At 73.9% G+C, this 25,802-nt stretch carries 28 protein-coding genes and 2 pseudogenes; 18 read left to right on the forward strand and 12 right to left on the reverse strand.

The features are described 5' to 3' along the window. Positions 1-35: 35 nt before the first annotated feature. The 3 genes from LN037_RS20690 to LN037_RS20700 are packed head-to-tail and all read left to right on the forward strand — an operon-like array spanning position 36 to position 1,816. Positions 36-395: a hypothetical protein gene (locus LN037_RS20690; protein WP_230756188.1), complete on the forward strand. Its 360-nt coding sequence runs from the start codon at positions 36-38 to the stop codon at positions 393-395. After that, the gene (locus LN037_RS20695; RefSeq protein ID WP_230756190.1) at positions 392-1,405 is read left to right on the forward strand and encodes a DUF5996 family protein; all 1,014 of its coding nucleotides are present in this window, start codon (positions 392-394) and stop codon (positions 1,403-1,405) included. Before LN037_RS20690 ends, LN037_RS20695 begins: the two co-directional genes overlap by 4 nt. Before the next feature lie 54 nt (positions 1,406-1,459). Beyond that, on the forward strand, positions 1,460-1,816 hold the full coding sequence (locus tag LN037_RS20700) for a UBP-type zinc finger domain-containing protein (RefSeq protein WP_230756192.1): 357 nt from the start codon (positions 1,460-1,462) through the stop codon (positions 1,814-1,816). Positions 1,817-1,823: 7 nt separating this feature from the next. Here LN037_RS20700 and LN037_RS20705 read toward each other — a convergent pair whose 3' ends face one another. Further along, the gene (locus LN037_RS20705; protein WP_230756194.1) at positions 1,824-2,279 is read right to left on the reverse strand and encodes a PGPGW domain-containing protein; all 456 of its coding nucleotides are present in this window, start codon (positions 2,277-2,279) and stop codon (positions 1,824-1,826) included. Positions 2,280-2,377: 98 nt separating this feature from the next. Here LN037_RS20705 and LN037_RS20710 point away from each other — a divergent pair, with 98 nt between their 5' ends. The 4 genes from LN037_RS20710 (at position 2,378) to LN037_RS20725 (ending at position 6,231) form a co-directional block, all read left to right on the forward strand. Continuing rightward, a complete protein-coding gene (locus LN037_RS20710) occupies positions 2,378-3,046 on the forward strand; it encodes a LysR substrate-binding domain-containing protein (protein WP_230756196.1) in 669 nt (222 codons plus the stop codon). A gap of 40 nt (positions 3,047-3,086) precedes the next feature. Further along, entirely contained in the window at positions 3,087-4,469 is a 1,383-nt protein-coding gene (locus LN037_RS20715) for an NAD(P)/FAD-dependent oxidoreductase (protein WP_230756198.1), read from the forward strand. Positions 4,470-4,489: 20 nt separating this feature from the next. Continuing rightward, complete coding sequence (locus LN037_RS20720) at positions 4,490-5,644, forward strand: MBL fold metallo-hydrolase (RefSeq protein ID WP_230756200.1); 1,155 nt, start codon at positions 4,490-4,492, stop codon at positions 5,642-5,644. A gap of 143 nt (positions 5,645-5,787) precedes the next feature. Continuing rightward, a complete protein-coding gene (locus tag LN037_RS20725; protein ID WP_230756202.1) occupies positions 5,788-6,231 on the forward strand; it encodes a hypothetical protein in 444 nt (147 codons plus the stop codon). On the opposite strand, the gene LN037_RS20730 is transcribed toward LN037_RS20725, so the two are convergent. Together LN037_RS20730 and LN037_RS20735 are read right to left on the reverse strand one after the other, a co-directional pair. Beyond that, positions 6,186-7,394: an alpha-amylase family glycosyl hydrolase gene (locus LN037_RS20730; RefSeq protein ID WP_230756204.1), complete on the reverse strand. Its 1,209-nt coding sequence runs from the start codon at positions 7,392-7,394 to the stop codon at positions 6,186-6,188. The genes LN037_RS20725 and LN037_RS20730 overlap by 46 nt on opposite strands. A 27-nt stretch (positions 7,395-7,421) precedes the next feature. Next, entirely contained in the window at positions 7,422-7,832 is a 411-nt protein-coding gene (locus LN037_RS20735) for a DUF1330 domain-containing protein (protein WP_230756205.1), read from the reverse strand. A gap of 247 nt (positions 7,833-8,079) precedes the next feature. Here LN037_RS20735 and LN037_RS20740 point away from each other — a divergent pair, with 247 nt between their 5' ends. Beyond that, positions 8,080-8,457, forward strand: a complete 378-nt coding sequence (locus tag LN037_RS20740) for an ATP-binding protein (RefSeq protein WP_230756207.1) — start codon at positions 8,080-8,082, stop codon at positions 8,455-8,457. 70 nt (positions 8,458-8,527) lie between these two features. On the opposite strand, the gene LN037_RS20745 is transcribed toward LN037_RS20740, so the two are convergent. After that, positions 8,528-9,316 carry an amino acid kinase family protein gene (locus LN037_RS20745; RefSeq protein WP_230756209.1) on the reverse strand — a complete coding sequence of 263 codons (789 nt, stop codon included), beginning with the start codon at positions 9,314-9,316 and terminating at the stop codon, positions 8,528-8,530. 11 nt (positions 9,317-9,327) lie between these two features. Continuing rightward, positions 9,328-10,140 (reverse strand): amino acid kinase family protein, encoded by an 813-nt coding sequence (locus LN037_RS20750; protein ID WP_230756211.1) that lies wholly within the window; start codon positions 10,138-10,140, stop codon positions 9,328-9,330. Between the two features lie 413 nt (positions 10,141-10,553). Between LN037_RS20750 and LN037_RS33775 the strand changes: the two genes are divergently transcribed. The 7 genes and pseudogenes from LN037_RS33775 to LN037_RS20785 all read left to right on the forward strand — a co-directional run bounded on the left by LN037_RS33775 (position 10,554) and on the right by LN037_RS20785 (position 15,001). Continuing rightward, a complete protein-coding gene (locus LN037_RS33775) occupies positions 10,554-10,766 on the forward strand; it encodes a helix-turn-helix domain-containing protein (RefSeq protein WP_230756212.1) in 213 nt (70 codons plus the stop codon). Positions 10,767-10,771: 5 nt separating this feature from the next. Further along, on the forward strand, positions 10,772-11,473 hold the full coding sequence (locus tag LN037_RS20760; protein WP_230756565.1) for a maleylpyruvate isomerase family mycothiol-dependent enzyme: 702 nt from the start codon (positions 10,772-10,774) through the stop codon (positions 11,471-11,473). Positions 11,474-11,537: 64 nt separating this feature from the next. Then, a pseudogene (locus LN037_RS20765) lies at positions 11,538-12,908 on the forward strand (Na+/H+ antiporter); the annotation flags it as partial. A 323-nt stretch (positions 12,909-13,231) separates the two neighbouring features. Further along, a pseudogene (locus LN037_RS33780) lies at positions 13,232-13,303 on the forward strand (TetR/AcrR family transcriptional regulator); the annotation flags it as partial. A gap of 87 nt (positions 13,304-13,390) precedes the next feature. Beyond that, positions 13,391-13,777, forward strand: a complete 387-nt coding sequence (locus LN037_RS20775; protein WP_230756567.1) for a TetR family transcriptional regulator C-terminal domain-containing protein — start codon at positions 13,391-13,393, stop codon at positions 13,775-13,777. A gap of 95 nt (positions 13,778-13,872) precedes the next feature. Continuing rightward, a complete protein-coding gene (locus LN037_RS20780) occupies positions 13,873-14,607 on the forward strand; it encodes an SDR family NAD(P)-dependent oxidoreductase (RefSeq protein ID WP_230756213.1) in 735 nt (244 codons plus the stop codon). 85 nt (positions 14,608-14,692) lie between these two features. Then, entirely contained in the window at positions 14,693-15,001 is a 309-nt protein-coding gene (locus LN037_RS20785) for a DUF1275 family protein (protein WP_230756214.1), read from the forward strand. A 10-nt stretch (positions 15,002-15,011) separates the two neighbouring features. Here the strand turns inward: LN037_RS20785 and gvpO are convergent, their stop codons facing one another. Genes gvpO through LN037_RS20805 form a run of 4 tightly spaced genes read right to left on the reverse strand, consistent with a single transcriptional unit; the run spans position 15,012 to position 17,046 of the window. Further along, complete coding sequence (gene gvpO / locus LN037_RS20790; RefSeq protein ID WP_230756215.1) at positions 15,012-15,320, reverse strand: gas vesicle protein GvpO; 309 nt, start codon at positions 15,318-15,320, stop codon at positions 15,012-15,014. Positions 15,321-15,377: 57 nt separating this feature from the next. Then, the gene (locus LN037_RS20795) at positions 15,378-15,659 is read right to left on the reverse strand and encodes a cytochrome C oxidase subunit IV family protein (protein WP_230756217.1); all 282 of its coding nucleotides are present in this window, start codon (positions 15,657-15,659) and stop codon (positions 15,378-15,380) included. Next, complete coding sequence (locus tag LN037_RS20800; protein ID WP_230756219.1) at positions 15,656-16,318, reverse strand: cytochrome c oxidase subunit 3; 663 nt, start codon at positions 16,316-16,318, stop codon at positions 15,656-15,658. Before LN037_RS20800 ends, LN037_RS20795 begins: the two co-directional genes overlap by 4 nt. A 5-nt stretch (positions 16,319-16,323) precedes the next feature. Next, the gene (locus LN037_RS20805; protein WP_230756220.1) at positions 16,324-17,046 is read right to left on the reverse strand and encodes a hypothetical protein; all 723 of its coding nucleotides are present in this window, start codon (positions 17,044-17,046) and stop codon (positions 16,324-16,326) included. 182 nt (positions 17,047-17,228) lie between these two features. Between LN037_RS20805 and LN037_RS20810 the strand changes: the two genes are divergently transcribed. Beyond that, positions 17,229-19,382 carry a malate synthase G gene (locus LN037_RS20810; protein ID WP_230756222.1) on the forward strand — a complete coding sequence of 718 codons (2,154 nt, stop codon included), beginning with the start codon at positions 17,229-17,231 and terminating at the stop codon, positions 19,380-19,382. A gap of 16 nt (positions 19,383-19,398) precedes the next feature. On the opposite strand, the gene LN037_RS20815 is transcribed toward LN037_RS20810, so the two are convergent. Then, positions 19,399-21,411, reverse strand: coding sequence for a fatty acid desaturase (locus LN037_RS20815; RefSeq protein WP_230756224.1), 2,013 nt, complete (start codon positions 21,409-21,411; stop codon positions 19,399-19,401). A 76-nt stretch (positions 21,412-21,487) separates the two neighbouring features. Here LN037_RS20815 and LN037_RS20820 point away from each other — a divergent pair, with 76 nt between their 5' ends. Both LN037_RS20820 and LN037_RS20825 read left to right on the forward strand, forming a co-directional pair. Further along, positions 21,488-22,069, forward strand: coding sequence for a TetR/AcrR family transcriptional regulator (locus LN037_RS20820; protein WP_230756226.1), 582 nt, complete (start codon positions 21,488-21,490; stop codon positions 22,067-22,069). Positions 22,070-22,187: 118 nt separating this feature from the next. Further along, entirely contained in the window at positions 22,188-23,480 is a 1,293-nt protein-coding gene (locus tag LN037_RS20825) for a DUF222 domain-containing protein (RefSeq protein WP_230756228.1), read from the forward strand. Between the two features lie 20 nt (positions 23,481-23,500). On the opposite strand, the gene LN037_RS20830 is transcribed toward LN037_RS20825, so the two are convergent. Beyond that, positions 23,501-24,535, reverse strand: a complete 1,035-nt coding sequence (locus LN037_RS20830; protein ID WP_230756230.1) for an alpha/beta fold hydrolase — start codon at positions 24,533-24,535, stop codon at positions 23,501-23,503. 9 nt (positions 24,536-24,544) lie between these two features. Then, a complete protein-coding gene (fmdA, locus tag LN037_RS20835; RefSeq protein WP_230756232.1) occupies positions 24,545-25,795 on the reverse strand; it encodes a formamidase in 1,251 nt (416 codons plus the stop codon). Positions 25,796-25,802: the final 7 nt, after the last annotated feature.

Below are 25,802 nucleotides of genomic sequence, written 5' to 3' on the forward strand. Positions count from 1 at the left end.
TGCGTCGGGCGAGGTCCGGCCGCGACGCTGCCGACATGACGACCGCGGCGACCTCCACCGTCCTGGAACCCCTCGGGACCCTGGCCACGGCGGGTCTCGTCCGGCTGCGCGACGGCGCCCGCGTCGTCGGCCGGCGGCTGGAGGAGGTCGCGGACACCGAGCCCGTCGCGCAGCATCCCGTCCTCGTCCGGGCCCTGCGCAACGTCGCCGGCCTGCCCGACCGGCCGCCCCACGAACTGGCACTCGGGGTCGTGACGCTGGCCATCATGGTGGCGACGGACAGCATCGTGGTCGACCTCGCGGCCAACGTCGTCGCCGTCCTCTTCGTCAACCACCCCCACGCGGCCCCGGCCCCGACGCCGGACGACGCCGCGACGCCCGGGAGGCCCGCATGACCGACCTCTTCCCCGCCCTGCCCTACGCGGACTGGCGCCCGACCCGGGACACCCTGCACCGGTTCCTGCAGGTCGTCGGCAAGGTCCGGCTCGCGGCCAGTCCGCGGCGCAACCACTGGTGGAACGTGCCGCTGCACCTGACCGGCCGGGGCCTCACGACGCGGCCGATGAGCGTCGACGGCGTGCGGTCGTTCTGCATCGACCTCGATCTGCTCGACCACCGGCTCGACCTGACGACGGCCGACGGCGGCCGGTGGTCGTTCCCGCTCACCGACCGCTCCGTCGCGGCGTTCCACGCGGACCTGGCCGCCGGCCTCGCAGCGCTCGGCCTCGACGTCACCATCGCCGACCCGCGGCCGTTCGACCTGCCCGACCGCGACCGCCCCTTCGCGGAGGACACCGAGCACGCGACCTACGACCCGGCCGCGGTGACGCGGTACTGGCGCGTCCTCGGGCAGGTCAACCTGCTGCTCGAGGAGTTCGCCGGGCGCTACAGCGGCAAGACCAGCCCGGTCCACCACTTCTGGCACACCTTCGACCTCGCGCTCACGCGGTTCTCCGACCGCGTCGTGGAGCACGGCGCGGCGACGGATCCCGTGACGCGGGAGGCGTACTCGCGGGAGGTGGTGAGCTTCGGTTTCTGGTTCGGCGACCCGGCCACGCCCGAGCCCGCCTTCTACTCCTACACCGCCCCCGAGCCCGCGGGGCTGGCCGACGCCCCGCTGTACCCGGGGGCCGCCCGCTGGCAGGAGCAGAACGGCTCGCACCTCGCGGTCCTGACCTACGACGCGGTCCGGGCGACGGCGGACCCGCGCGCCACCGTGCTCGAGTTCTACGAGAGCGCCTACCGCGCCGGGGCGATCGCGGCGGGCTGGTCGGTCGACGGGTTCAGCTGCCGGGGCGGGGTGACCGACCCGGTGCTGGCCGCCGCGCGTCGCGCCGATCACGAGCGGGTGCTGCGCGCCGAGCACGACATGGCGGTCGCCTCGGACTGGGGGAGCGCCCGATGAGCCGGAATCGAGCGGTCGGACGACCGATGCGCCCGCGGCCATGCGTCGCGCAGGATGACCCCCGTGGACGAGACCCCCGAGATCGACCCCGCCGCGGCACCGTCGGGACCCGGCTGCCTCGAGTGCGACCAGGCCGGCGGGTGGTGGTTCCACCTGCGCCGCTGCGCCGCGTGCGGGCACGTCGGCTGCTGCGACTCCTCGCCGTCGCAGCACGCCACCCGGCACGCCCGGGAGGCCGGCCACCCGATCCTCACCAGCTACGAGCCCGGTGAGTACTGGTTCTACGACGACCGCACCGGCGCCGCCGGCGAGGGGCCCGACCTCGCCGCCCCCCGGCACCACCCGGCGGAGCAGACGGTGCCGGGTCCGGCCGACCGCGTCCCGCGGGACTGGACGTCCCGGTTGAACTGAGCCGGACTCACACCACCCGCCGTCGGGCGGGCTCCCGGGCGGGGGCGCCACGTCCGCCGCCCCAGCGGTGGACGCTGTAGCCGAGCAGCCCGAGCAGGATGACGCCGGAGAGGATCAGGCTGGAGCCGGTGCCGACCCCACCGAAGGGCAGGGAGGGCACCGCGATCCACACGATCCCGCCGATCACCAGCGCGAGGCCGACGGCGGCGGTCCACGCGATCCGCAGCCGCGACGCCACGCTGAACTGCGCCGCGACGATCGCCTGCCGCCGGACCGGCCCGACGTAGCGCTGCGCCCACGGGTACTCGTTGGCGAGCACGATCAGCCCGGCGAGGACCAGCAGCAGGCCGGGCCCGGGCAGGACGAGCAGGACGACGCCGACGACGACGAGCGCGACGCCCACGATCGTCACCGCGATGCGGCGGAACAGGACGCCGGCGTCACGCGCGGCCCGAGGTGCCATACCCGCGGATACCCGCTGCGGACCGCTCCGCCCCGTGACGACCCCCGCAGGTGGGTACGCCTCCGTCGACCGGCACCCGGACCCGAGGAGGACCCCCGATGGCCCCGCAGGACACCGACGCCGCCGCGGAGGTGGTGGCCGTCGCGACGAGCAGCATCCCCGGCGAGTTCCTGGTCCCCGACCTCGTGGAGCGCTTCCGCGCCCAGCAGCCCGAGTTCTCCGTCGAGGTCACCGGCACCGACTCGGCGGGGGTGTTCGTTGCGCTGCGCGGCGGCGACGCCGACGTGGGCTTCGCCGGGGTCGAGCCCGACGGCGGGGACCTCGTCGCCGAGGTGGTCGGCGCCGACGAGATCGTGCTGGCCGTACCCGCCGGGCACCCGCTGGACGGCGCGGCGTCGGTGAGCGTCGCGCAGCTCGCCGCGACGCCGCTGGTCGAGCGCGAGGAGGGCTCGGGGACGCGCCGCTCGTTCGCCGACGCCCTCGCCGACCGGGGCACGCCACTGATCTCCGACCAGCAGTGGACGATCCGCGACACGAACGAGGGCCTGATCGAGGCGGTGGCCGCGGGCGAGGGGGTCGGGGTCGTCAGCGCGTGGGCGCTCGACCGACACGGACGCGACGACGTCCGCACCGTCCGCCTCGACGGCGACCCGATCCGACGCTGCCTCTACCTCGTGCTCCGCGACGGCGGCCATGACGTGGCGGGCGTCCTCGCCCCGGCGGCGTCGACGTTCGTCACCCTGGTGCGGGAGCACGCCCGCGGCTGAGCACCGTTTCGTCGGGGAGGCGCACCGGGAAGCTGCGCCCGTGACCAGCACGGAGAACGGTCCCGGGTCGACGGCGAACGCCGCTCGGCGGCCCCGGGTCGTGGTCGTGGGCGGCGGCTTCGCCGGCTACCACGCGGTGAAGGCCCTCGCCCGGACCCTCGCCGACGACGCCGAGGTCGTCCTGGTGAGCCCCACCAACTACTTCCTCTACCTGCCCCTGCTGCCCGAGGTCGCCGCCGGCGTGCTCGACCCGCGCCGGATCTCGGTGTCGCTGAGCGCCACGCTGCCGCGCTCGGTCACCCACGTCCACGGCGAGGTCGACGACATCGACCTCGACGGGCGACGGGTGCGCTGGATGGACCCGGAGGGCCACCACCACACCAGCGGCTACGACCGGCTCGTCCTGGCCGTCGGCAGCGTGCACAAGCTCCTGCCGATCCCGGGGCTCAGCACCTACGCCCACGGCTTCCGCGGCATCCCCGAGGCGCTCTACCTGCGCGACCACCTGATCCGGCAGATCGACCTCGCGGTCGCCGCCGAGGACCCGGAGGAGCGGCGCGCGCGGTGCACCTTCGTCGTGGTCGGCGCGGGCTACACGGGCACGGAGGTCGCGGCGCAGGGCGTCCTGTTCACCCGGGACCTGGCGCGGGCGCGGGGACTGGGTGACGACGCCGTCCGCTGGCTGCTCGTCACCCGCGGCGAGGTCCTCTCCGGCCTGGACCGGCACCTCGGGCGCGCTGCCGAGACGGTGCTGCGCGAGCGCGGCGTCGAGGTGCGCACCGGCGAGACCGTGGAGGAGGCGACGGCGGACGGCGTCCACCTGCACGGAGGGGAGCGGGTGCCGACCCGGACCGTCGTCTGGTGCGTCGGGGTCCGCCCCGATCCGCTCGTCGAGGGCGTCGGGCTGGACCTCGCGCAGGGCCGGCTCGTGGTGGAGCAGGACCTGTCGGTGCCCGGCCGTCCCGAGGTGTTCGCCTGCGGCGACGCCGCGGCCGTCCCCGACGTCACGCGGCCCGGGGAGTACACCGCGATGACCGCCCAGCACGCGGAGCGGCAGGGCCGACTGGCCGGGCGCAACGTCGCGGCGTCGTTGCGGGGACGGCGGCTGCGCCGCTACCGGCACCGCGACCTCGGGTTCGTCGTCGACCTCGGCGGCACCGACGCGGCGGCCAACCCCCTGCGCCTGCGCCTGTCCCGCCTCCCCGCGAAGACCGTGGCGCGCGGCTACCACCTGCTCTCGATGCCCGGCAACCGTGTGCGCACCGCCGCCGACTGGGTCCTCGACGCCCTCCTGCCGCGCCAGTCGACCCAGCTCGGTCTCGTCCGGTCGGCGTCCGTACCGCTCGACACGTCCTCGCCCGAGGTGCCCCACCACCCGCAGATGCCCTTCCCGCCGGAACGGTCGGGCGGCCGCGAGGGGTGACCAGGTGCGAGGCTGACGGCGTGCGTCGCTCCCCCCGCGCGGTCCTGCTCGGTCTCGGTGCCTCCTCCGCCCTCGGCGCGGCGGCCCTCGGGCTGCACGTGCGCCGGAACATGGGCGCCCGGCGCGCCGTGCTCCGCCGTCTCGCGCAGCGCTCGCCGCACGCGCGCGACGGGGCGTTCGCCAACCGGGAGCCGGGCCTGCCGCGGCCCGACCTCACGGCGCGCCAGATCGCGACGATGGTGCTGCGACGACGGCGGGTGGGGCTTCCGCCACGCCCGATCCCGCTCGTGACCACGCCGCCGGGGACCGACCGCGGCCGGCTCGCCGTGACGTGGTTCGGGCACACGAGCGTGCTGCTCGAGGTCGACGGCCGGCGCGTGCTCGTCGACCCCGTCTGGTCGACGCGCACCTCGCCCGTGCCCGGCTTCGGCCCGCGGCGCCTGCACGCGCCGCCGGTGCCCGTCACGGCCGTCGGCGAGCCCGACGTCGTGCTGATCAGCCACGACCACTACGACCACCTCGACCGCCCGACCGTGGTCGGGCTCGCCCGGCGCACCGCCGCCACGTTCGTCGTGCCGCTCGGGGTCGGGGCCCACCTGCGCAGCTGGGGCGTGGCACCCGCGCGGATCGTCGAGCGGGACTGGGAGGAGGCCGCGGCGGTCGCGGGGCTGACCTTCACCTGCCTCGAGGCCCGCCACTTCTCCGGGCGGGGCCTGCGGCGCAACACCACGCAGTGGGCCGCGTGGCGGGTCGCGGGCCCGGACCACGCGGTCTACGTCGCGGGCGACACCGGGGCGAGCGAGGTCCACGCGCGCACCGGCGAGGCGCACGGGCCGTTCGACCTCACCCTGATGCCGGTCGGGGCCTACGCCGAGCTCTGGCCGGACATCCACACCACGCCCGAGGAGGCGGTCGCGGCGCACGTGGCGCTGCGGGGCGCGGTCATGCTGCCGGTGCACTGGGCGACCTTCGCGCTCGGCTTCCACCCCTGGGCCGAGCCCGCCGAACGCACGCTGCGTGCGGCGCGGACCCACGGCGCCCGGCTGGCGCTCCCGGCCCTCGGGCGGCGCCTCGACCTCTCCGTTCCCGACGGGGCCTCCGGGTCGCCCTGGTGGCGCGCGGTCGCGCCGGCGCCCGTTCGGCCGGATCCGGGAGGCGTCGCGGCGTCCGACTGAGCCGCCGGTCGCCGCCGGGCGGCCCAACTTCGCCCCGGCTCCGGCGTGTCGGATAACTGCACGGGGCGCGCGACCGACTCAAGGACCGAACGGTCTGTTCCTCGATCCCGGGGAGCACGGTCCGCGATTCCTCGGGGGCGGTCATGGCGGTAGGGCTCGACGTCGGCTCGACGGGCTTCACCGTCCGGCTCTCCGGGATCGACGTCCTCGCCGGCGGCCGCCGCGAACTCGTCGTGCCGTTCGCCCGCGTGCTCGGGGCGCGCGTGATGCGCCGGGCCGACGCCCTCGCCTCCGGTCCCCGCCTCGCGGCCCCGGCGCTGGGCTGGCCGCGGCGGTGGCGCACCGGGTGCTGGGGGATCGGCGAGCGTCGTCAGTTCTGGGCCGTGCACGGCGGGACCGACCTGGTCGTGGTCTATCTCAGCGGTCGGCCGTTCCACCGCGTCGTCGTCGACGTCGCCGAGCCGCACCTGACCCACCGCCGCCTCGACACCGCGCTCCTCTCCAGCAAGAAGCACGGCCCCCGGTGTTCGCTGCGGCGCCGTCAGTCCTCGAGCGACCAGCTCGGGGCCCGGTGGCCGTCGCCGTAGTCGAGGGTGACCTGCAGGGCGTGGTCGTCGAGGTGGCTGCGGTAGACGAGTCGCTCGTGGTCGACGTGGACGACCTCGACGTGCGCGCGGTGCAGCCAGTCGTGCCGGCGCCGGAGGCCGATCAGCTCCTGGTGGTGGTGCAGCACGTCGAGGTCCGCGCCGGGCGGCGGGAGCTCGGTGAACTCCGGACGGACGGCGTCGTCGCCGCCGTGCCGGTCCTCCTTCACCCCGGTCAGCCCGAACTCGTCGCCGGCGTAGACCGTGGGCGTGCCGGCGACGGTGAAGAGCACGGCGAGGGCGAGGGGCAGCGCCCGGCGGTCGTCGAGCCGGCTCGCGATGCGGGTGACGTCGTGGTTCCCGACGAAGGTGGCGGGCACCTCGGCGGCGAGGAACTCCTCGTGGCGGCGCAGGGCGTGGGCGAGCTCGTGGGGGTTGCGGTCGTGGAGGCTCGACCAGATCGCCTTCCACAGCTCGTACTGGGTCAGCGAGTCGATCGTCGTCGCGCGGGCGATCGCGGCGTGGTCGCCGTGCAGCACCTCGCCGAGGAACCAGGCGTCGGGGTGGCGCTCGCGGACGCGGGGGAGGACGTCGGCCCAGAAGTCGGCGGGCACGGCGTAGGCGGCGTCGAGGCGCCAGCCGTCGATCCCGCGGTCCAGCCAGTGGTGCAGCACCTCGACGACGTGGTCGCGGACCTCGGGGCGGCCATGGTCGAGGGCCAGCAGACCGGGGTGGCCCTCGAACGTCGCGAGCCCACCGTCGGGGGCGTGCCGGAACCAGGCCGCGTCCGGGCCGGAGGGGTCGGCGCGGGCGCCGAGCACCCGCGGGTGCTCCGGGCCGAGGTGGTTGAACACGCCGTCGAGCAGGACGCGCAGTCCCCGGTCGTGCGCCTCGGCCACCAGGTGGTCCAGGTCGTCCTCGTCGCCGAGGCGCGGGTCGACGCGGAGGTGGTCGGTCGTGTCGTAGCCGTGGCTGCTCGACGCGAAGACCGGGCCGAGCAGGACGCCGTTCGTGCCGAGGCGCTGCACGTGGTCCAGCCACCCGACGAGGCGGCGCAGCCGGTGCTCCTCCGGGCCGGGCGGCTCGTCGGCCGGGTACGCGCCGACGGCGCCCAACGGGTACACGTGCCACCAGATCGCGTGGTGGACCCAGCCGGGCTCGCTCATCGCGGAGATGGTGACATGCCCGCCCGGTCACGGCGCGGACGTGACCTGGAACCGCCAGTCGGCGAGCGCCGCGATCCGGTGCGGCGCGGCCTCCCGCAGGTAGCGCTCGTCGTCGAGGAAGGCCCTGAGGGTGGGGAGGTCGGGGTAGCGGATGAGCGCGACGAGGTCCCAGTGCTCGTCGTCGGGGCCGACGAGGAGCTCGTGGGCCTCGCCCACGTACACCGGCGTCGTGCCGCCGAAGGCCGGGGCGATCGCCCGGAAGGCGGGGACGTAGCGCTCCAGGTACGCGGTGCGGCCCGAGCAGGGCGCGTACCCGCTGGCGGGGCCGTACTCGGCCTGCTCGCGGAAGCGCACGAGGTTGAGCATCGTGACGGGCCGGTCGGGCGACACGCCGCCGGTGGCCCGCAGTCGGCTCGGATCGAGGTGGGTGGTCGGCACGGGCATCTCCTCGCGGTCTGGGACCCCCACCCTAGCCAACTTGCGTGCTGACTAACAAGTAAGACTTGTGGCGCAGGACGCCGGTCGCGCGGACGGTCGGATTGGTCCGGAACGGGTAGCCACGGCTCATGGCAGGTACCGACACACGGTCTGACCGACGCAGGTGACCCCGGCGGACGACGCACCGCGAACCGAGGGGCCGGCCTGCGTGTGCTGGCCGGAGCGGCAGCGCGCACGCGGTGTGGGCGTGCTCGAGCGCCTCGACGCCGAGCCGGACACGGTGCGCACCCTGCGGCGCCGGATGCAGGACTGGCTCGACGCGAGCGGGGTCGACCAGGAGACCGCGGAGTCGATCCTGCTCGTCGTCGACGAGGCGGTGACGAACGCGGTGGAGCACGCCTGCCCGGACTGGGACTGCAGCGTGGAACTCGTCGCGGGGCCGCGTGCCTGCGGCGGCGGGGTGGCCGTGCTGGTGGCCGACAACGGCGTGTGGCAGCCCCGCGGCGACCCCGGTTTCCGCGGCCGCGGCATCGACCTCATCGGCCGCCTCGCCCAGCGCAGTTCGATCGAGGCCGGCGACGACGGGACCACCGTGCGGATGTGCTGGCCGGTCACCGACGACTGACCCGGCCGCCGCGAGTGCGGCGAGGTGCGCCATCGATGACGCACCCCGCCGCACTCCCCGTCGGTACGCCTCAGGCGTGGACGACGACGCCCGCCGGCTCGCCGGCGATCGCGCTGCCGAGCTGGCCCGACGAGGTGCCGTCGACGACCCGGACCTCGCGCACGTGCTTGGCGTGCTCCAGCAGCTCCCCGACGATCCGGTCGAGGGGCAGGTCCGCGTCGGTGGTCCGCAGCTCCTTGGCCGAGACCCGCTCCGCGCCCGCGAAGCGCGCGAGCGCGTCGGCGTCGCGGACGTAGGTGACCGAGCGCGCGCCGAGGGCGTCGGCGAGCAGCAGGGCCCCGGCGTCGGTGCGGTGCAGCGGCAGCTTCGTCCGCTGCGAGGTGAACTCGTGCACGCCGTAGGGCGGGTAGCCGTTCGAGACGACCGCGGGCGCGGCGGCGAGGTGCACCGAGAGCTGCCCGGCGACGGCGCCGTGCGGCAGGTAGGAGACGCCCTCGCCCGCCAGGAGCGCGGCGACCAGGTGCCCGTTCTGCTCGGCCTCGGTGGCGGCGAGCCCGGCGAGCGCGCCGGTGGGCAGGCCGAGGTCCAGCCCGACCCCGAGTGCGTGCCGGGCGCGCACGCCGGCGCCCGTCAGGATGAGCATGCGGCGGGACCCGAGCAGCGAACGGATCTCCTCGACGACCGGCAGCAGCGTGTCGCGGCCGCCGTCGATGATGGTGGAGCCGCCGAGCACGACCACGTCGAGCCAGGGCAGCAGCCGGATCGGGCCGTGCTCGACGTCCGTGGCCTCGCGGACCAGCTGACGGTCGAGCAGGGTCTGGCGCATCAGCGCCGAGGGGACGTCCTTGGTGTCGCTCATGGTGGTCTCCTCTACGCCGAGATGATGGTGCCGACGTGCTCGCCGGCGAGGGCGGCGGTGATGCGTCCGGGCACGAGCCCGTTGATCACCTGGACGGAACGCACCCGGCGCGCGTCGCGCAGCAGCTCGAGCATCCCGCGCTCGAGCACGAGGTCGGGCAGGTCGCGGGCGAGGAGCTCGTCGACGGTGATCTCGGGGATGAAGGTGGCCGAGGGGTCGTTCTTCGGGTTGGCCGTGAACAGGCCGTCCTCGTCCTTGATGTAGATTATCTGCCGGCAGCCGTAGGTCTCGGCGACGAGGAAGCAGCCGGCGTCGGTGCGGTAGGGCGGGATGACGCCCTCGCCCGGGACGCGCTGCCACATGCCGTACGGCGGCATGCCGGCGAAGATCGCCGCGCCGACCTCGGCGACCTGCAGGGGGAGCGAGGCGAAGGCGTTCGGCGCGACGACCGGGATCCCGTGGCGGGCGAGCAGGTAGCCCAGCATCGTGGCGTTCTGGCCGGCGACCGCGGATCCGACGTCGCTCAGCACGCCGGTCGGCAGCCCGAGCTCGGCGGCGAGGGAGTAGGCGTGGCGCGCGCGGGTGCCGCCACCGGTGCCGATGAGCAGCTGGTGCTGCCCCCGGGCCGTCAGGAGCTCCTCGACGACGGGCAGCACCGCGGCGGCGCCCCGGTCCATCAGGCTCTGGCCGCCGACCTTCACCACGGTGGCCTCGGGCAGCACGGCGTGGTCGGGGGCGTCGACGCTCGCCGCGGCGAGCGCGGCGTCGTCCAACGAGCGGGTCCGGAGCAGCGACGCCAGGTCGCTGCTGGTCGGGGCGGTCACGGTCGTTCCTCTCCGCCCCCGGGTCGTGGAGGGCGGCCGCGAATCTAGCGGGGCACGACCGATCGTGGCCACGAGGCCCTGACCAGCACCGATGGCCGTCTGCGGTCCGGTCCGGCACAGACCCTCCGCAGGCGCGGATCGCACGCGGGACGCGGTCCGCGACGCCGGGCCCGAGTGACGTGCGACACCTCGGGCGCGCCGGAAGCCCTGGGTCAGGACTAGCCACTTGCCCGGAGTGGCCCAGGTCATCGCGAGGAATTCTCGGGGTACACCACCCACCACCTCCCGGAGGATGCGATGACGCAGAGCCTCGACCGAGTCGAACACGTCCTCGCCGACGCCGTGAGCTCTTCGCGGCCCTCGGCGCCACCAGTTACGTCGAGCGCTGCGACCGGGAGCTGCGGGCGGCCGGCGTGCACCAGCGGGGCGAGCGGGACGCCCTCGGCCTGACCGCCCAGGAGGCCGCCGTCGTCCGTCTCGTCAGCACCGGGATGTCCAACAAGGACGTCGCGTCGGAGCTGCAGGTCTCGCCGAAGACGATCCAGTACCACCTGACCCGCATCTACACCAAGGTCGGCGTCCGGTCGCGCACCGAACTGGCCCGCCTGCACCAGGAGGAGGAGTGACCGACATGGACTCGGTCGCGAGGTCCGCGCGGTCCCTCACCGGGGACCTCGGCGTGCTGGGCCGGGAGGCCGGCATGGCCATGGCGACCATCGCCAGCCTCACCGACCATGAGATCCGGAAGCCGTCGCGCTGCGACGGGTGGACGCGGGCGCACGTGATCGCCCACCTCGCGCACGGCGCGGACGTCCTCACGGATCTCGCGACCGCCGCCGTGACCGGCGACGAGCCCGGGGAGCGCGCGGTCGACCTCGAGGCCACCGTCGCGGACCGGTCCGCCCGGCAGCTCGCCGCGGCGCTCGACGCCGCCGACCGCCGACTGGCCGCGGCGTTGGCGGGGCTGCGCCGCGGGGTGGAGCGGGAGACCGTCCCGACGACCGCCGGGGAGATCGGCGTGTTCGCGCTCCCGGCCCTGCGGACGACCGAGCTGATCGTGCACCACCACGACCTGGCCACCACGTGGGAGTGGCACGAGGCCGCGACCGACGCGACCGTCGACGGCATCGACGTCGGCGTGCAGCGGCTGCGGGCGGACCCGCGGAGCCCGGGGCTGCACGTCGTCGCCCGCGAGGGCGAGGAGTGGACCGTCGGCGACGGCGCCCACCGGGTCGAGGGCTGGTACGAGGAGCTGCTGCCCTTCCTCGCGCGCGGCGAGGTCGAGGACGGTCTCCGGTACGACGGGGAGCTGCCCGGACTGCCGGCCTGGTGAGCCGGCGGCCGACCCCGGCCTCGAGCCCGGCCGCGACGGCGCGGATCGGTGTGAAGATGGCGTGATGTACGACATCACGGGGCTCGCCGTGCTGGTCTTCTGCGGCGTGGCGGTGGTGCTCGCCGAGATCGTCGCGCGGCGGACCGGGTTCAACGGGCCGGTGCTGCTGATCGTCGGGGGCGTGGCGCTCGGCTTCCTGCCGGTCACCTCGGGCATCCGGGTGCCGCCCGAGCTCGTGGTGCTCCTGTTCCTGCCGGCGCTGCTGTACTGGGAGGCGCTGACCACCTCGCTGCGGTCGATCCGCAACGACCTGCGCACGCTCGTGCTGTCGTCGGTGTTCCTCGTCGTCGCGACGGCGGCGGCGGTGGCGGCGACCGCGCACCTCGTCCTCGGGCTGAGCTGGCCGGTCGGGTTCGTCCTCGGGGCGATCCTCGCGCCGACCGACGCGACCGCGGTGACGGCCGTGGCCCGCGGGCTCCCGCGGCGGCCGCTGACGATGCTGCGGGCGGAGAGCCTGGTCAACGACGGGACCGCGCTCGTGCTCTTCGGGGTGGCGGTGGGCGTGGCGACCGGCGCGGAGGCGTTCGAGGCCCTGCCCGTGCTCGGCGACTTCGCGGTCTCCTACCTCGGCGGGATCGCGATCGGGCTCGTCCTGGCGTGGGTGGCGACGGCCGTGCGGCGCCTCGCGCGCGACCCGTTGCTCGAGAGCGTGATCAGCGTGCTGACCCCGTTCGTCGCGCTCCTGGCCGCGGAGGAGATCCACGCGTCCGGCGTGCTCGCGGTGGTGGTGTGCGGGCTCGCCCTCGCGCGCGTCGGACCGCGGACGATCGGGGCCCGCACGCGCGTGCAGGCCCACGCGTTCTGGCGGATCACGACCTTCCTGCTCAACGCGACGCTCTTCCTCCTCGTCGGGCTGGAGCTCCCGGCCGCGGTGGCCGGGCTGTCGTCGCGCACCCTGGGGTTCGGGGTCCTCGCGGCGCTGGCCGTCTCGGCGGCGGTGATCCTCACCCGCCTCGCGTGGTTGAACGTGGTGCCCCACCTGATCCGGCTGATCGACCGGCGCGCGAGCCAACGGCCCCGCCGGATGTCGGCCCGGCAGCGGCTGCCGCTCGCCTGGTCCGGGTTCCGCGGCGCCGTCTCGCTCGCGATCGCCCTCGCCGTCCCGCTCACGACGGTCGACGGGTCGCCGTTCCCCGACCGCGACCTGCTCCTCGTCATCACCTGCGGGGTCATCCTCGTGACCCTCGTCGTGCAGGGCCTGACCCTGCCCGCCGTCGTGCGCGTCGCCCGCTACGGCCCGGACGTCGCGGCCGAGGAGGAGATGGCCCTGGCCCACGCCCGCACGCTCGACGGGGCGCTCGCGATCCTGCCCGACGCCGCGGCCCACCACGGCGCCCCGGACGCCCTCGTCGAGCGGCTCCGCGCCGAGCACGAGGACCGCCGCTCCCGGCAGGGCGCGGTCCGCGACGACGACCGTCGCCGGCTGGACGACGACGTCGAGACGGCGGTCCGGCGCGCTGGTCCGGGAACGACGCCGGGTGCTGCTGGCGCTGCGCGACGACGGCGTCATCGACGACGAGGTGGTGCTGCGGGTCCAGGCCGAGCTCGACAACGAGGAACTCGGCCTGACCGGCGTGCCGGGTCCGGAGTGAGGCCGGGGTCCGTCCGTGACCGGTCGTGGACCGTCCGGTCCAGAATGCGTACCGTGCCCGTGTGCCACGCCCACGCCAGTTCGACGAGCAGCGTGTCCTGTCGTCGGTGCAGGCGGCCTTCTGGGACCGCGGGTACGCCGGGACGTCACTCGAGGACCTCCTGGCGGCCAGCGGTCTGGGCAAGGGCAGTCTGTACGGGGCCTTCGGCGACAAGCGGAGGCTGTTCCTGCGGGTCCTGCGGGACTACGACGAGGCCAACGACCGGATGCTGCGAGCCCGGCTCGAGGAGGCCGACCGCGCGGTCGAGGTGATCCGCGGGTTCGTGACCGGACCGGCGGGTGACCCCGACGGGGTCCAGGCCCGGCGGGGGTGCCTGCTCGCGAACGCGGCGATGGAGCTGTCCTCGAGCCTGCCCGAAGCGGCCGCCGAGGCCCGGCGCAGCTACGACGCGACCACCGCCCTGCTGGTGGACGCCATCCGCCGGGCGCAGCGCGAGGGCGACGTCGACCCCGACGTCGACCCCGCGCAGGCCGCCCCCGCCGTCCTCGCCGGCCAGCTCGGACTGCTGGTCCTCGGGCGGGTCGGCCAGGACCCGGCCGCCCTGGCGGGGATGGCGGAGACCCTGCTCCGCGGACTGCTGCCCCCGCCCTGACCTCCCGGCGGTGTCACGGGACACCGTCCCGAGTTCTTGACCGGACAGTCCATATCCGTTGATATGGACCGATCAGTCAAGAACGGGAGGTCGCCATGACGGTGTTGGACGGCAGGGTCGCGGTCGTGACCGGAGGGAACGCGGGCATCGGCCTGGCGATCGCGCGGGCCTACGTGGCCGAGGGTGCGCGGGTGTTCGTCGCCGGTCGTCGTCAGGAGCAGCTCGACGAGGTCGAGGCCGAGCTGGGAGCCGCCGTGACCGGGGTCCGGTGCGACGTGGGGCGGCTCGACGACCTGGACGCGCTTTACGCGACGGTCGCCGAGCAGGCGGGCCGGATCGACGTCCTGGTGGCCAACGCGGGGATCGGGATCGTGGGGCGGCTCGGGGAGATCACCGAGGAGCAGGTCGACGCGATGATCACGACCAACGTCAAGGGCTCGCTGTTCACCGTGCAGAAGGCGCTGCCGCTGCTCTCGCCGGGGGCGTCGATCATCCTCACCGGGTCGACGGCGGCCTCGCGCCCCGAGCCGTTCCTGCCCGTGTACGGGGCGACCAAGGCGGCCGTCCGCAACCTCGTGCGCGGGTTCGCCCACGGCGCCGGGGAGCGCCGCTACCGGATCAACCTGCTCTCGCCCGGCTCGACCCGCACGCAGGGCCTGGTCGACCTGGTGCCCGCGGACGACCTCGCCGCCGGTGCGGCCTCGATCCCGCTCGGTCGGCTCGGCGAGCCCCGGGAGATCGCGGCCGCGGCGGTCTTCCTCGCCTCGGACGCCTCCGCCTACGTCAACGGCTCCGAGCTCGCGGTGGACGGCGGGTACGCGCAGGTCTGAGACCGGGCCCGGCTCCGGACCCCGACCGCGGGCTTCGGTCGATCGACCGACGCGGGGGAGCGCCCGGGGCGGCACGCTGACGCGCATGGTCGCGAGGGCGGAGTGGGACGGGGCGCTGACCCGCGGGCCGGTGCACGGCCCGCTGCCGACCGTGCTGACGATGACGATCACCGGGCTCGGCGCCGACGTGCGACGGCAGGGCGCCCGCGTGCTGACCCGTCGGCTGCTGGCGGTCGCCACGATGCTCGTCGGCGCCCTGGTCGGTGCCCTGCTTGTCCTGACGGTCGGGCCGGCGTGGGCGCTGGTGCCGGTGCTGCTCGCCGGGCTCGTCGTGGTCGGCGTGCTGGGGGTCCACGAGCGCCGTCCGCCCGCGGCGTGGCAGGCGTCGCGGTGAGCGGGCCGCCTCAGTCCCGGCGGTTGTCCCCCTGCCCCCGGACGTAGTGCCGGAGGCGGCGGAAGCCGAGCAGCCCCGCCTCCTCGTCGAGTTCGATCTCGTAGACCCCGATGACGTCCGTGGTCGAGGGCACGCGGCTCGTCTCGACGACGTCGAGGGTCGCGGTCCAGCCGCCCGCGTCGCCGGTGGTGCGGCGCAGGCCCGCCAGCGTCTCCCACTGCCACCCGAGGTCCTCGGCGAGGTCCTGGACGGCGGCGACGACGTCGGGCACGCCGAGCGCTCCGCTCGTGCGGTCGGCGTCCTCCCGTGTTGCGGCCATGGGTCCAGGTGCCCCCACGACCGCCCCCGACAATCCCCGAACCGGGCGGGTCGGCGGTCAGACCAGGATCGCGAGGACCACGGTGGTCGCGCCCACGACCGTCAGCCAGGTCGCGACACCGCGGCGCAGCCACGGCGGCGCCGCCCGCAGCTCCATGAACTCGGCGCCCACGAACCAGACCTTGACCCAGGCGACGAGCAGGACGACGCCGGCCGCGACCCGCGTCGGCAGGAGGAGGCCGCGGCCGGGACCGAGCCACCAGCTCAGCGCGGTCGCCGCCACGAGCGCGGCCCAGACGAGGGTCGTGCGGCGTCCGAGGAGCGGGCCCGCGGTCCTCACGAGGCCGCCACCAGGTAGAGCAGCCCGAACAGCACGATCCGGAGGAGGTCGACCATGTGCCAGTAGGACGCGACCCCACGGACCAGTGCCACCCGGCGTCGGGAGGACCGCGACAGCAGGCGCGTCAGCGCGAGGACGAGGCCCGCCCCGACCACCAGGTGCAGCAGGTGGATGCCCGTCAGGACGAAGTACAGCGTGAAGAACACGGTGGTCGTGGGCTCGAGGCCCGCGCCGAGGAGGTGGGCGTACTCGCCGACCTTGACCGCGGCGAACACCACGGTGCACGCCAGGACCCCGAGGAGCAGGCGGCGGACGACCGCCGCGCTCCGCCCGCTCCGGTGGGCCCCGACGGCCGCGACCATGAGCAGCGAACTCGTCAGCAGCACCACGGTGTTCAGGGCGCCGAGCGCCGGCCGGAGGTGTGCGGCGGACTCTCGGACGACCTCCGGCTCCCGCAGCCGGGAGACCAGTACGCCGACGAAGAAGGCGCCGAAGACCGTCAGGTCGCCGAGCAGGAACACCCAGAGCCCCGGCTCACCGGGCACCCGCGGATCGGACGGCGGGCGCGGGGCCGGATCGCCGACGTCGCCGAGGTCGTCGACGGCGGCGTGCTCCGGAGGCCCGCCCAGGAAGTGGGGGAGGTCGGCGTCGGTGGTCACCGCGGTCAGGCCATCGACGGGGAGGCCGTCGCGGTCGGCGCGGGGGCGTACTGCGCGAGGACCGCGCGCCGGACGCTCAGGCTCATGACGACGAGCCAGGTGCCGTAGCCGACGAAGCCGAGCCAGAACACGAACACGCCCTGCCAGGCGAACGGGCCGGAGCGGAAGAAGTAGGCCATCAACGCCGGCACGAAGACGAACCCGATCCACAGGTTCGCCCAGCCCACCCAGCGGGGCAGGACCGGCGTCGGGCTCCGGTCGCCGAGGACCGCGACGGCGATCACGACGTTCTGCAGCAGGAACGGCATGACCGGCGTGAAGAACAGGATGAAGCCGAGGTCGGTGAGCGCCTGGGTGATCTCCGGGTCGCGCTCGGGCCGGAACGCGGCCACGTTGAGCACGATGGTCGGCACGACCAGCGCGACGACGGTGACCGCTCCGAGGACCATCTGCGTGAAGGTGAGGATCGGGGTCCTGCCCTCCATCCGCAGCATCTGCACGGCGATGACGCCGATCAACGGCGCGACGAGCCCGACGCCGACGCTCGCGAGCATGAAGCCGATGCGCGCCCCCGCCGGGTCGTCGGCGTAGAACCGCACCGTCTGCTCGGCCGAGAGGTCGGCGCCCGGCGGGAACGGCAGCACTCCGGCCACGGTGAAACCGACGAGCGCGACGACGAGGGCCACCAGCCCGCTCCACGCGCAGGCGAGTTGGACGTGCTTCGTCATCGCTCTCCGAGGGCCGGGCGACCGCGCGCCAGAGGTCGTTTCGAATCTGGATTAGACGAGGATGCTGGCGAGCGACGTTCCCACTGTCAAGCCCGCGCTCCGGTTGTCGGACGGCTCCAGCGGGGAACAGGGGTCGGGAGACGGGTTCAGTAGGCGAGAGAGGCGGTCCTTCAGTGTCCGAGATGGTCGAGCGGTCCGGGCTGCAGGTCGACGAGCACCTGCGCGCGTTCGTCGAGGACGAGCTGCTCGCGCAGGTCGAGATCACCCCCGAGCAGTTCTGGTCGACCCTGGCCGACCTGCAGGAGCGGTTCGCTCCCCGGATCGCGACGGCCCTGGCCGAGCGCGACGGGCTGCAGGGCAAGATCGACGCCTGGCACGCCGAGCACGGTGCGGGCTCCCGGGACGACTACGAGGCGCTGCTCAGCGAGCTCGGCTACCTCGAGCCGGAGCCGTCGAGCGTACCGACGATCGACGTCGACCGGGTCGACCCGGAGATCGCCGAGGTCCCCGGCCCGCAGCTCGTGGTGCCCTCGACGAACGCCCGCTTCGCGCTGAACGCCGCCAACGCCCGCTGGGGGTCGTTGTTCGACGCGTTCTACGGCACCGACGCGCTGCCCCAGGACCACGAGCCGGCGAAGGGGTACGACGAGCGCCGCGGCGCCCAGGTCATCGAGGCCGCCGACCAGCTGCTCGACGAGCTGTTCCCGCTCGAACGGGGCAGTCACGCCGACGTGACCGCGTACCGGCCCTCGACCGACGGCCTCACGGCCGAGACCGCGGACGGCACGGTCGGCCTCACGGACCCGTCGTCGTTCGCGGGCTTCAACACCCCGGACGGCGACGGGAGGGGCAGCGTCCTGCTCGTCCGGAACGGTCTGCACGTCGACCTCGTGATCGACCCGTCGACGCAGGTCGGCCGGCAGCACCACGCGGACGTCAGCGACGTCGTGCTGGAGTCGGCGGTCACCACGATCGTCGACCTCGAGGACTCGGTCGCGACCGTCGACGGCGAGGACAAGGCCCTCGCCTACCGCACGTGGCTCGGACTGATGACCGGCGACCTCGTCGCGGAGTTCAGCAAGGGCGGCGAGACCGTCACCCGCCGGGTGCACCCGGACCGCGAGTACACCGCCGCCGACGGCTCGGCGCTGACGCTGCCGGGTCGCTCGCTCATGCTCGTCCGCACCTGCGGCCACCACATGACGACGAACGCCGTGCTCACCGCCGACGGCGAGGAGACCGCCGAGGGCGTCGTCGACGCGCTCGTGTGCGCCGTCGCCGCCCTGTACGACCTGCGCGGCCTCGGCCCGCACACCAACTCCCGCGCCGGCAGCGTCTACATCGTCAAGCCCAAGCAGCACGGGCCGGCGGAGGTCGCGCTGACCGTCGAGCTGTTCGCGGCGGTCGAGGAGGCCCTGGGCCTCGGGGCGAACACCCTCAAGATCGGCATCATGGACGAGGAGAAGCGGACGACGGTCAACCTGTCGGCCTGCATCGGCGCCGCCGCGCACCGCGTCATCTTCGTCAACACCGGCTTCCTCGACCGCACCGGCGACGAGATCCACACCTGCTTCGCCGCCGGGCCGGTGCTGCGCAAGGGCGACATGAAGTCGACGACGTGGTTGCAGACCTACGAGGACCGCAACGTCGACGTCGCGCTGGCGGCCGGGTTCTCCCACCACGCCCAGGTCGGCAAGGGCATGTGGGCCAAGCCCGCCGCGATGGCCGAGATGCTCGAGCAGAAGATCGGCCACCCGAAGGCCGGCGCGAACACGGCGTGGGTGCCCTCGCCGACCGCGGCGACGTTGCACGCGCTGCACTACCTGCGCGTCGACGTGCACGCGGTCCAGGACGAGATCGCGCAGCGCCCCGTGGCCGACCGCCGCCACCTGCTCGAGCTGCCGCTCTCCGACCCGAGCACGCTGTCCGAGGAGGACGTGCGCCGCGAGCTGGAGACCAACGCGCAGTCGATCCTCGGCTACGTCGTGCGCTGGGTCGGCATGGGGATCGGGTGCTCGACGGTGCCCGACCTCGACGGCGTGGGCCTCATGGAGGACCGCGCCACGCTGCGCATCTCCAGCCAGCTCATCGCGAACTGGCTCGAGCACGGCGTCGTCGACGCCGACACCGTCCGCGAGACGTTCGCCCGCATGGCCGCGCTGGTGGACGAGCAGAACTCCGGTCAGGACGGCTACCCGCCCATGGCCCCGGACCTGGACGGCAGCGAGTCCTTCCAGGCCGCCCTCGAGCTGGTGTTCACCGGCGGCACCGAGCCCAACGGCTACACCGAGCGTCCGCTGACCCAGTGGCGTCGGAAGGCCAAGGCGCACGCGTGAGGTCGTGCCCCGGCGGTCAGCGGTCGTAGTCGACCGCGACCTCCGGGGTCGTCGGGCGGGACTGGCAGGTGAGGACCCGCCCGGCCGCGATCTCCTCGGTGGAGAGCGCGTAGTTCTGCTGCATGTGGACGCGCCCGCCGGTCACGGTGGCCACGCACGTGCCGCAGATCCCGCCCGCGCACAGGTACGGCGCGTCGACGCCGGCGGCGAGGGCGCTCTCGAGCAGCGACGCCGTGCCGGTGCTCACGACCTCCGTGGTCTCGCCGCCGCAGGTCACCGCCACGGTGGCGGGGACGATGTCGCCGAGGTCGCCCGGCTCGTCGTCGGGCGCGACGAACAGCTCGCGCCGCACGTCGGTGACGTCGTGCTCGGCCAGGACCGGCTCGAGGTCGTCGAGCATGGCGACCGGGCCGCACAGGAACCACGCCGCGCCCCGCAGCGCCGGGTCGCCCAGGTGCTCGGCGAGCCGGGCCGCGTCGAGCCGGCCGGGCACGACCCGTCGTCGGGAAGAGCTCGCGCGGGAGTGGTGGTGGACCACCGTGAGCCGGCCCTCGTAGCGGCGTTCCAGCATCGCGAGCTCGTCGGCGAACATCGTGTGCTCGGCGTCGCGGTTGGCGTAGAGCAGCGTGGCGCGTGACCGCGGCTCGGCGTCGAGCGTGCTCGTCAGGATCGAGATGACCGGCGTGATGCCGCTGCCCGCCGCGATCGCGGCGACGTGGCGGGCGTTCCGCCGGTCGGTGTCGAGCGTGAACGAGCCCGCGGGCGGGGTGACCTCCAGCTCGTCGCCGGCCCGCAGTTCGTCGTGGGCCCAGGTCGAGAACCGTCCGCCCTCGACCCGGCGCACCGCGATGCGCAGGACGCCGGAGCCGGCCGCGGTGCAGATCGAGTAGTTCCGGCGCACCGGCTCCCCGTCGATCGTGGCGGCGACGGTGACGTGCTGGCCGGGGCGGAAGCGGAAGGCCTCCCGGAGCTCGTCGGGCACGGCGAACGTGACCGAGACGGCGTCCGGGGTGAGCCGGCGGACCTCCTCGACGCGCAGCCGGTGGGGGAGTCGCGGGAGGTCGGCGTCGCGGTCGTAGGTCGAGATGATGCTGCGCCAGGCGCGGTACTCGGAGGCGGAGAGCTCCGTGCCCCACGCGGTGGCGATCGGGACGTCCCGCTCGAGGAAGTCCGACTCGGAACGCCGCCAGACCTGCACGTAGCGGTAGAACGGGATCGTCGGGTGGATGTGATGGACCAGGTGGTAGTTCTGGTAGAGGAACAGCGGGTTCATCACGCGCTCCCAGCCGACGCGGATGCGGGTGGCGTGGAAGCGGTCGGACCGCGCGGTCGCCTCGAGGCCGTGGTGCGGGAGCCAGTCGAACCACCAGACGAGGATGCCGACGCCGATCCGCTGGGGGACCAGGTAGATCATCAGCAGTTCCCAGCCGTGCCCGGTGAGCGCGAGCGTGACGAAGCCGCCGATCACCACGGCGGACACGACGGCCTGCTCGGCGAGCTCCGCCCGCGGCCGGCTCGGGATGCGCGGCGCGTAGAACCGCAGGTACCAGAGGTCGAGGGTCATCCAGCGCAGCGGCCACTGCCAGCTCGGCCCGGCGGTGGACCAGGCGTCGGGGTCGGTGGCGACGTCCTCGTTGGTGTTGCGGTGGTGCTCGATGTGCAGGAAGCGCACGAGCGGGAAGGCCGCCCAGGCGACGACGAACGGCATCGCGAGGCGCCCGAGGACCTCGTTGACCCGCCGCGACCGCCCGCCCGCGAGGTGGATGGTCTCGTGCAGGACCGTGAACATCGTGAAGGTGACGATCGCGTGCACCGGGATCGTCACGGCGTAGCGCCACGGGTCGTCGCCCGCCAGCACCCACCACGTCGCGCCGAGCCAGGCCGCGAGCGACCCGACGAACAGGGCGAGGGTCGGCAGCGCCACGACGGGCATCGGCACGCGGGGATGCGGGACCCCGCGGCGGATCGCGCGGGACTCCTCCTCGCTGAGCACCCGGCCGTCGTCGGCAGGCTCCGCGGTCGTCGTCATGCCGTCGAATCGTTGACAGCTCTGCCGTGTTTGTCAACGGCGTTGTCGCCGCGGCCGGTTCTGTAAGGTCGCGTTCATGACGACGGGTGGCTCGTTCCGCGAGGACACGCGCGCGGAGCTGCTCGCCCGGTTGCTCGACGCGGCCCGGGAGATCACGACCGCACAGGGCTGGTCGGCACTGACCATGGGCGCGGTGGCGGGCCGGGCGGGGATCAGCCGCCAGCACCTCTACAACGCGATCGGCACCAAGCAGGCGCTCGGCGACGCGCTGGTCGGACGGGAGACCGACGCGTTCCTCGCCGTGGTCCGCCGCGAGCTGCGGGCCCACGCGGACGACCTCGTGGCGGGGTCGGTCGCCGGGGTCGTGGGCGCGCTGGAGTTCGGCGCGTCGAACGACCTGCTCAAGGCGATCCTGACGGCGGACGGGGGCGAGAGCCTGCTCCCGGTGGTGACGGCGAGCCCGGAGGTGGTGCTCGAGCGGGGCGTCGCGGTGATCGCGGCCGAGCTCGCGGCCCTGCACGGCGACGACCCGGACCTGCGCCTGCTGGCCGACGGCCTGGTCCGGCTGGTCATCAGCCACGCCACCCAGCCCACCGGCCCGGACCTCGCGGCGGTGCAGGCCCGGTGGCTGGCGGAGGGCGTCGCCCGCCGGCGGTGACACCGGCGGTGACAGGAAAGCGTCGTTGCCGGCGTCCAGTGACAGCTTTGCCGCATCGTCGCAGGTCGTGGGCCCGGACACGGCCGTGATTGTCGGGGGTGGCTGCTAGCTTCCGAACATGAGTTCGAACGAGGTGGTGGACCCGGTCAGTGTGGAGCTGACCGCGTTGCTCGCGCGCCTCGCTGAACTCGCCGAGCTGCCCACCGACCCGCTGTCCGATGGGGGTGCGGCGTGCGTCGACCGGATCGCTGTGCTGGAGAAGCTGCGTTCAGCGGTGGCGGCGGCGCAGCACACTGCGATCGTCGCGTTCGGTCGCGCTCAGGTCGAAGCCCAGATCGAACTCGTCGCCGAGGGCCGGTTGGACCCCGAGAAGCTCGGCCGGGGGATCGCCGACCAGATCGCGCTGGCCGCGCACGTCTCCCCGCACGTCGGAGACCGCCGCCTCGGCGTCGCGCGTGCACTCGCCTCGGATCTGCCGTGCACGCGGGCCCTGCTGGTGGCGGGGCGGATCAGCGAACAACTCGCCGAACACGTCGTGTCCGTGACCTCGCACCTGGACCCGGAGCTGCGGGCGTTGGTGGACAAGGAGATCGCCGAACTCGGCCTCGAGGGCATGGGCCGTAAACAGGCGGAGGCGGCGGTGAAGAAACTCGCCTACGAGGCCGACCCGCAAGGCTTCACCGACCGCGCCCGGAAGGCCCGCCAGGACCGGCGGGTGACGTTGCGACCGGCGCCGGACACCATGAGCGTGCTGTCGGGGCTGTTGCCGGTGGAGCAGGGCGTGGCCTGCCTCGCCGCCCTCCGGAAATACGCCGACAGCCTCATCGCGACCGGGGACACCGACGACCGCACCCGCGACCAGATCATCGCCGACACCCTCGTCGAACGACTCACCGGACAAGTGTTGGCCGAGGACGTCAACGTCGAGGTCGGCATCGTCCTGCCACTCGACGCGATCACCGACCCCGACAGCGCCAGTCCCGGCGAACTCGTCGGGCACGGACCCTTGCCGGCGGGGATCGTCACCGACCTGCTGCGCCACACCGGCGGGCACCGCTGGTGGCGGCGGCTGTTCGCCCACCCCGCCCACGGCGGCCTGGTCGGCGGCGACCCCCGCCGCCGCTACTTCGACGGGTTCCTCGCCACCCTGATCGCCCTGCGGGATCACGGGATGTGCCGCGACCCGTTCTGCGGGGCCCCGATCCGGCATACCGACCACATCAAAGGCAAGAGAGCCGGTGGCCCGACCAGCCTGGGCAACGGGCGCGGGAACTGCGTGCGCGGCAACCACCTCAAAGAACTGCCCGGGTGGGTCACCGAACTGCTCCACGACGGCTTCGGGCCGCATCCCCACACCGTCCGGACCACCACCCCGACCGGCCACACCTACACCAGCCGAGCCGGACCATGACCGGCTCGGACGGGCGTGGCTCAGACCTCCCGCGCGAGCATGTCGCGGATGCCCTGGTCGATGAACGCGGTGTCGTCGGGGTTCTGCCCGCCGCCCGCGAAGTGACCCCACACCCCGGGGATGACGCGCACCTCGCCGTCGGCGATGTGCTGCGAGGCCCACTGCTCGTCCTCGGGTGGGAAGTAGAGGTCCTTCTCCGCGGGCATCGCGAGGACCGGGCAACGGATGGAGTTCAGCGCGGCGACCGTGTCGCCCCCGAACCCGGGCGTCTGCCCGACGTCGCCGTGGAACCACGTCCAGATCATCGCCAGCAGGTTGTTCGGGTCCCGCTCGTCGAGGAAGAACGCCTCCCAGAACCCGATCAGGAAGTCCTCGAGCGAGGAGAAGCCGAGCCGGCGCCACTCCTCCTGCCAGTAGAACGCCTGCGAGAACCCCCAGCCGGCGTAGACCCGGGCGAAGGCGCGCAGCCCGGTCGTCGGCCAGGCGTCGTCGCGGTACCAGCCGCCCGCGAAGGTGGCGTCGGCGCGCAGGGCGGCAGCGATCGACTCGAGGAAGACCCGGTTGTGCGGGGCGGTGACGCTGGACCCGCAGAACGGGACGGCCCGCTGGACCATCTCCGGGTGGCTGACGGCCCACTGGTAGGTCTGGCCCGCGCCCATGGACCAGCCCGTCACCAGCGGCAGCGTGGTGATGCCGAAGTGGTCGGTGACGAGGCGGTACTGGCACTCGACCTGGTCGAAGAAGGTCACGTGGGGGAAGCGGGCCCGGTCGTAGGGGGGCGGGGTGTTGCTCGGCGAGGAGGACAGCCCGTTGCCGAGCATGTTCGGCACGATGATGAACCACTCGTCGGGGTTCAGCGCCTTGTCGGTGCCGATCAGCCACTCGTTGTCGGTGTGCCGCCCGGAGTACCAGGTGGGATAGACGATGGCGTTGCTCTTGTCGGCGTTCAGCGTCCCGTAGGTCTGGTACGCCAGCCGGGCGTCCCGCAGCGTCGCGCCGTGCTGCAGGACGACGTCGCCGAGCTCGAAGACCTCGACGTCGGTCGGGGCGGGCATCGCGTCTCCTCAGCTCGCGGTGGCGCACTGGCCGCGGTCGACCCTCGCGGGACCGTCGTGGCCGGGACGGATGTCGACGTCGAAGATGCCGGTCGGGACGTAGAGCGAGCAACAGGCGTTCGGGATGTCGACGATGCCGCTGACCCGGCCCTCGATCGGCGCGGCGCACAGGATCAGGTAGGCCTGCTCGCCGGTGTAGCCGAACTGCGTCAGGTAGTCGATGGCCTGGAGGCACGCGCGGCGGTACGCGATGGTCGCGTTCATGTAGTGCTGGTCGCCCGCCTCGTCGACCGAGATGCCGATGAACGAGACGAAGTCGTCGTAGCGCGGCTCGTGCCGACCGGGCTGGAAGATCGGCATCGTCGCCTTGTACTTCGCGACGCCGTCCTTGATCAGGTCGACGTGCATGTCGACGTAACCCCCCATCTCCACCGCGCCGCAGAAGCTGATCTCGCCGTCGCCCTGCGCGAAGTGCAGGTCGCCGATCGAGAACTTCGCGCCCGGGACGTAGACGGGGTAGAGCACCCGGGAGCCGATCGAGAGGTTCTTGATGTCGACGTTGCCGCCGTGCTCGCGTGGCGGGACGGTGCGGGCGGCCTCCCGGGCCGCGCGCTCCAGGTCGCTGCCCGCCATCGTGCCGAGCAGGGCGTGCTCGGGCAGCGGCGGCAGGGCGAGCGGCGGCACGCGCTGCGGGTCGGTGTCGATCAGCGCCTGCTCACGCCGGTTCCACTCCGCGAGCAGCTCCGCGGACGGCGCGCAGCCCGCGAGGCCGGCGTGGACGTTCGAGGCGATCCGCACCCCGGGCAGATGGCGCGACGTCGCGTACTTGCCCTGGAAGTCCCAGATGGCCTTGCCGGGGTCGGGGAAGTGGTCGGTGAGGAACCCGCCGCCGTTGCTCTTCGCGAAGATCCCGGTGTAGCCCCAGCCCTGGCCGGCCTCCGGCCCGACGGCCGGAGCGCCGCCGTGCGCCGGGCCGAGGTCGAGGTAGTCGACGACGAGCAGGTCGCCCGGCTCCGCGCCCTCGATCTCGATCGGCCCGGAGAGCATGTGGTTGTGGTCGAGGACCATGTCGCGGATGTCGTTCGCGGAGTCGTCGTTGCGGACCTGGCCGTCGGTCCAGTCCTTGCACTCGATTCGGAAGACGTCCCCGCGCCGCACGGAGTTCGCGGCCGGGATGTCGGGGTGCCAGCGGTTGTGGCCCGGCACCTCCTGCTCCCGCATCGACTTCGACTGGTCCACGCGGAACACGGTGTCGGGCACGGCGGCC

Source organism: Actinomycetospora soli (genome assembly GCF_021026295.1).
Lineage (GTDB): Bacteria > Actinomycetota > Actinomycetes > Mycobacteriales > Pseudonocardiaceae > Actinomycetospora > Actinomycetospora soli.

Bases quoted from the DNA above. Each gene is read 5' to 3' on its own strand.
- LN037_RS20690 (WP_230756188.1), top strand. From the start codon at position 36: ATGACGACCGCGGCGACCTCCACCGTCCTGGAACCCCTCGGGACCCTG.
- LN037_RS20695 (WP_230756190.1), top strand. From the start codon at position 392: ATGACCGACCTCTTCCCCGCCCTGCCCTACGCGGACTGGCGCCCGACC.
- LN037_RS20700 (WP_230756192.1), top strand. From the start codon at position 1,460: ATGACCCCCGTGGACGAGACCCCCGAGATCGACCCCGCCGCGGCACCG.
- LN037_RS20705 (WP_230756194.1), bottom strand. From the start codon at position 2,279: ATGGCACCTCGGGCCGCGCGTGACGCCGGCGTCCTGTTCCGCCGCATC.
- LN037_RS20710 (WP_230756196.1), top strand. From the start codon at position 2,378: ATGGCCCCGCAGGACACCGACGCCGCCGCGGAGGTGGTGGCCGTCGCG.
- LN037_RS20725 (WP_230756202.1), top strand. From the start codon at position 5,788: ATGGCGGTAGGGCTCGACGTCGGCTCGACGGGCTTCACCGTCCGGCTC.
- LN037_RS20730 (WP_230756204.1), bottom strand. From the start codon at position 7,394: ATGAGCGAGCCCGGCTGGGTCCACCACGCGATCTGGTGGCACGTGTAC.
- LN037_RS20745 (WP_230756209.1), bottom strand. From the start codon at position 9,316: ATGAGCGACACCAAGGACGTCCCCTCGGCGCTGATGCGCCAGACCCTG.
- LN037_RS20760 (WP_230756565.1), top strand. From the start codon at position 10,772: ATGGACTCGGTCGCGAGGTCCGCGCGGTCCCTCACCGGGGACCTCGGC.
- LN037_RS20775 (WP_230756567.1), top strand. From the start codon at position 13,391: ATGCTGCGAGCCCGGCTCGAGGAGGCCGACCGCGCGGTCGAGGTGATC.
- LN037_RS20780 (WP_230756213.1), top strand. From the start codon at position 13,873: ATGACGGTGTTGGACGGCAGGGTCGCGGTCGTGACCGGAGGGAACGCG.
- LN037_RS20785 (WP_230756214.1), top strand. From the start codon at position 14,693: ATGGTCGCGAGGGCGGAGTGGGACGGGGCGCTGACCCGCGGGCCGGTG.
- gvpO (WP_230756215.1), bottom strand. From the start codon at position 15,320: ATGGCCGCAACACGGGAGGACGCCGACCGCACGAGCGGAGCGCTCGGC.
- LN037_RS20805 (WP_230756220.1), bottom strand. From the start codon at position 17,046: ATGACGAAGCACGTCCAACTCGCCTGCGCGTGGAGCGGGCTGGTGGCC.
- LN037_RS20810 (WP_230756222.1), top strand. From the start codon at position 17,229: ATGGTCGAGCGGTCCGGGCTGCAGGTCGACGAGCACCTGCGCGCGTTC.
- LN037_RS20815 (WP_230756224.1), bottom strand. From the start codon at position 21,411: ATGACGACGACCGCGGAGCCTGCCGACGACGGCCGGGTGCTCAGCGAG.
- LN037_RS20820 (WP_230756226.1), top strand. From the start codon at position 21,488: ATGACGACGGGTGGCTCGTTCCGCGAGGACACGCGCGCGGAGCTGCTC.
- LN037_RS20825 (WP_230756228.1), top strand. From the start codon at position 22,188: ATGAGTTCGAACGAGGTGGTGGACCCGGTCAGTGTGGAGCTGACCGCG.
- LN037_RS20830 (WP_230756230.1), bottom strand. From the start codon at position 24,535: ATGCCCGCCCCGACCGACGTCGAGGTCTTCGAGCTCGGCGACGTCGTC.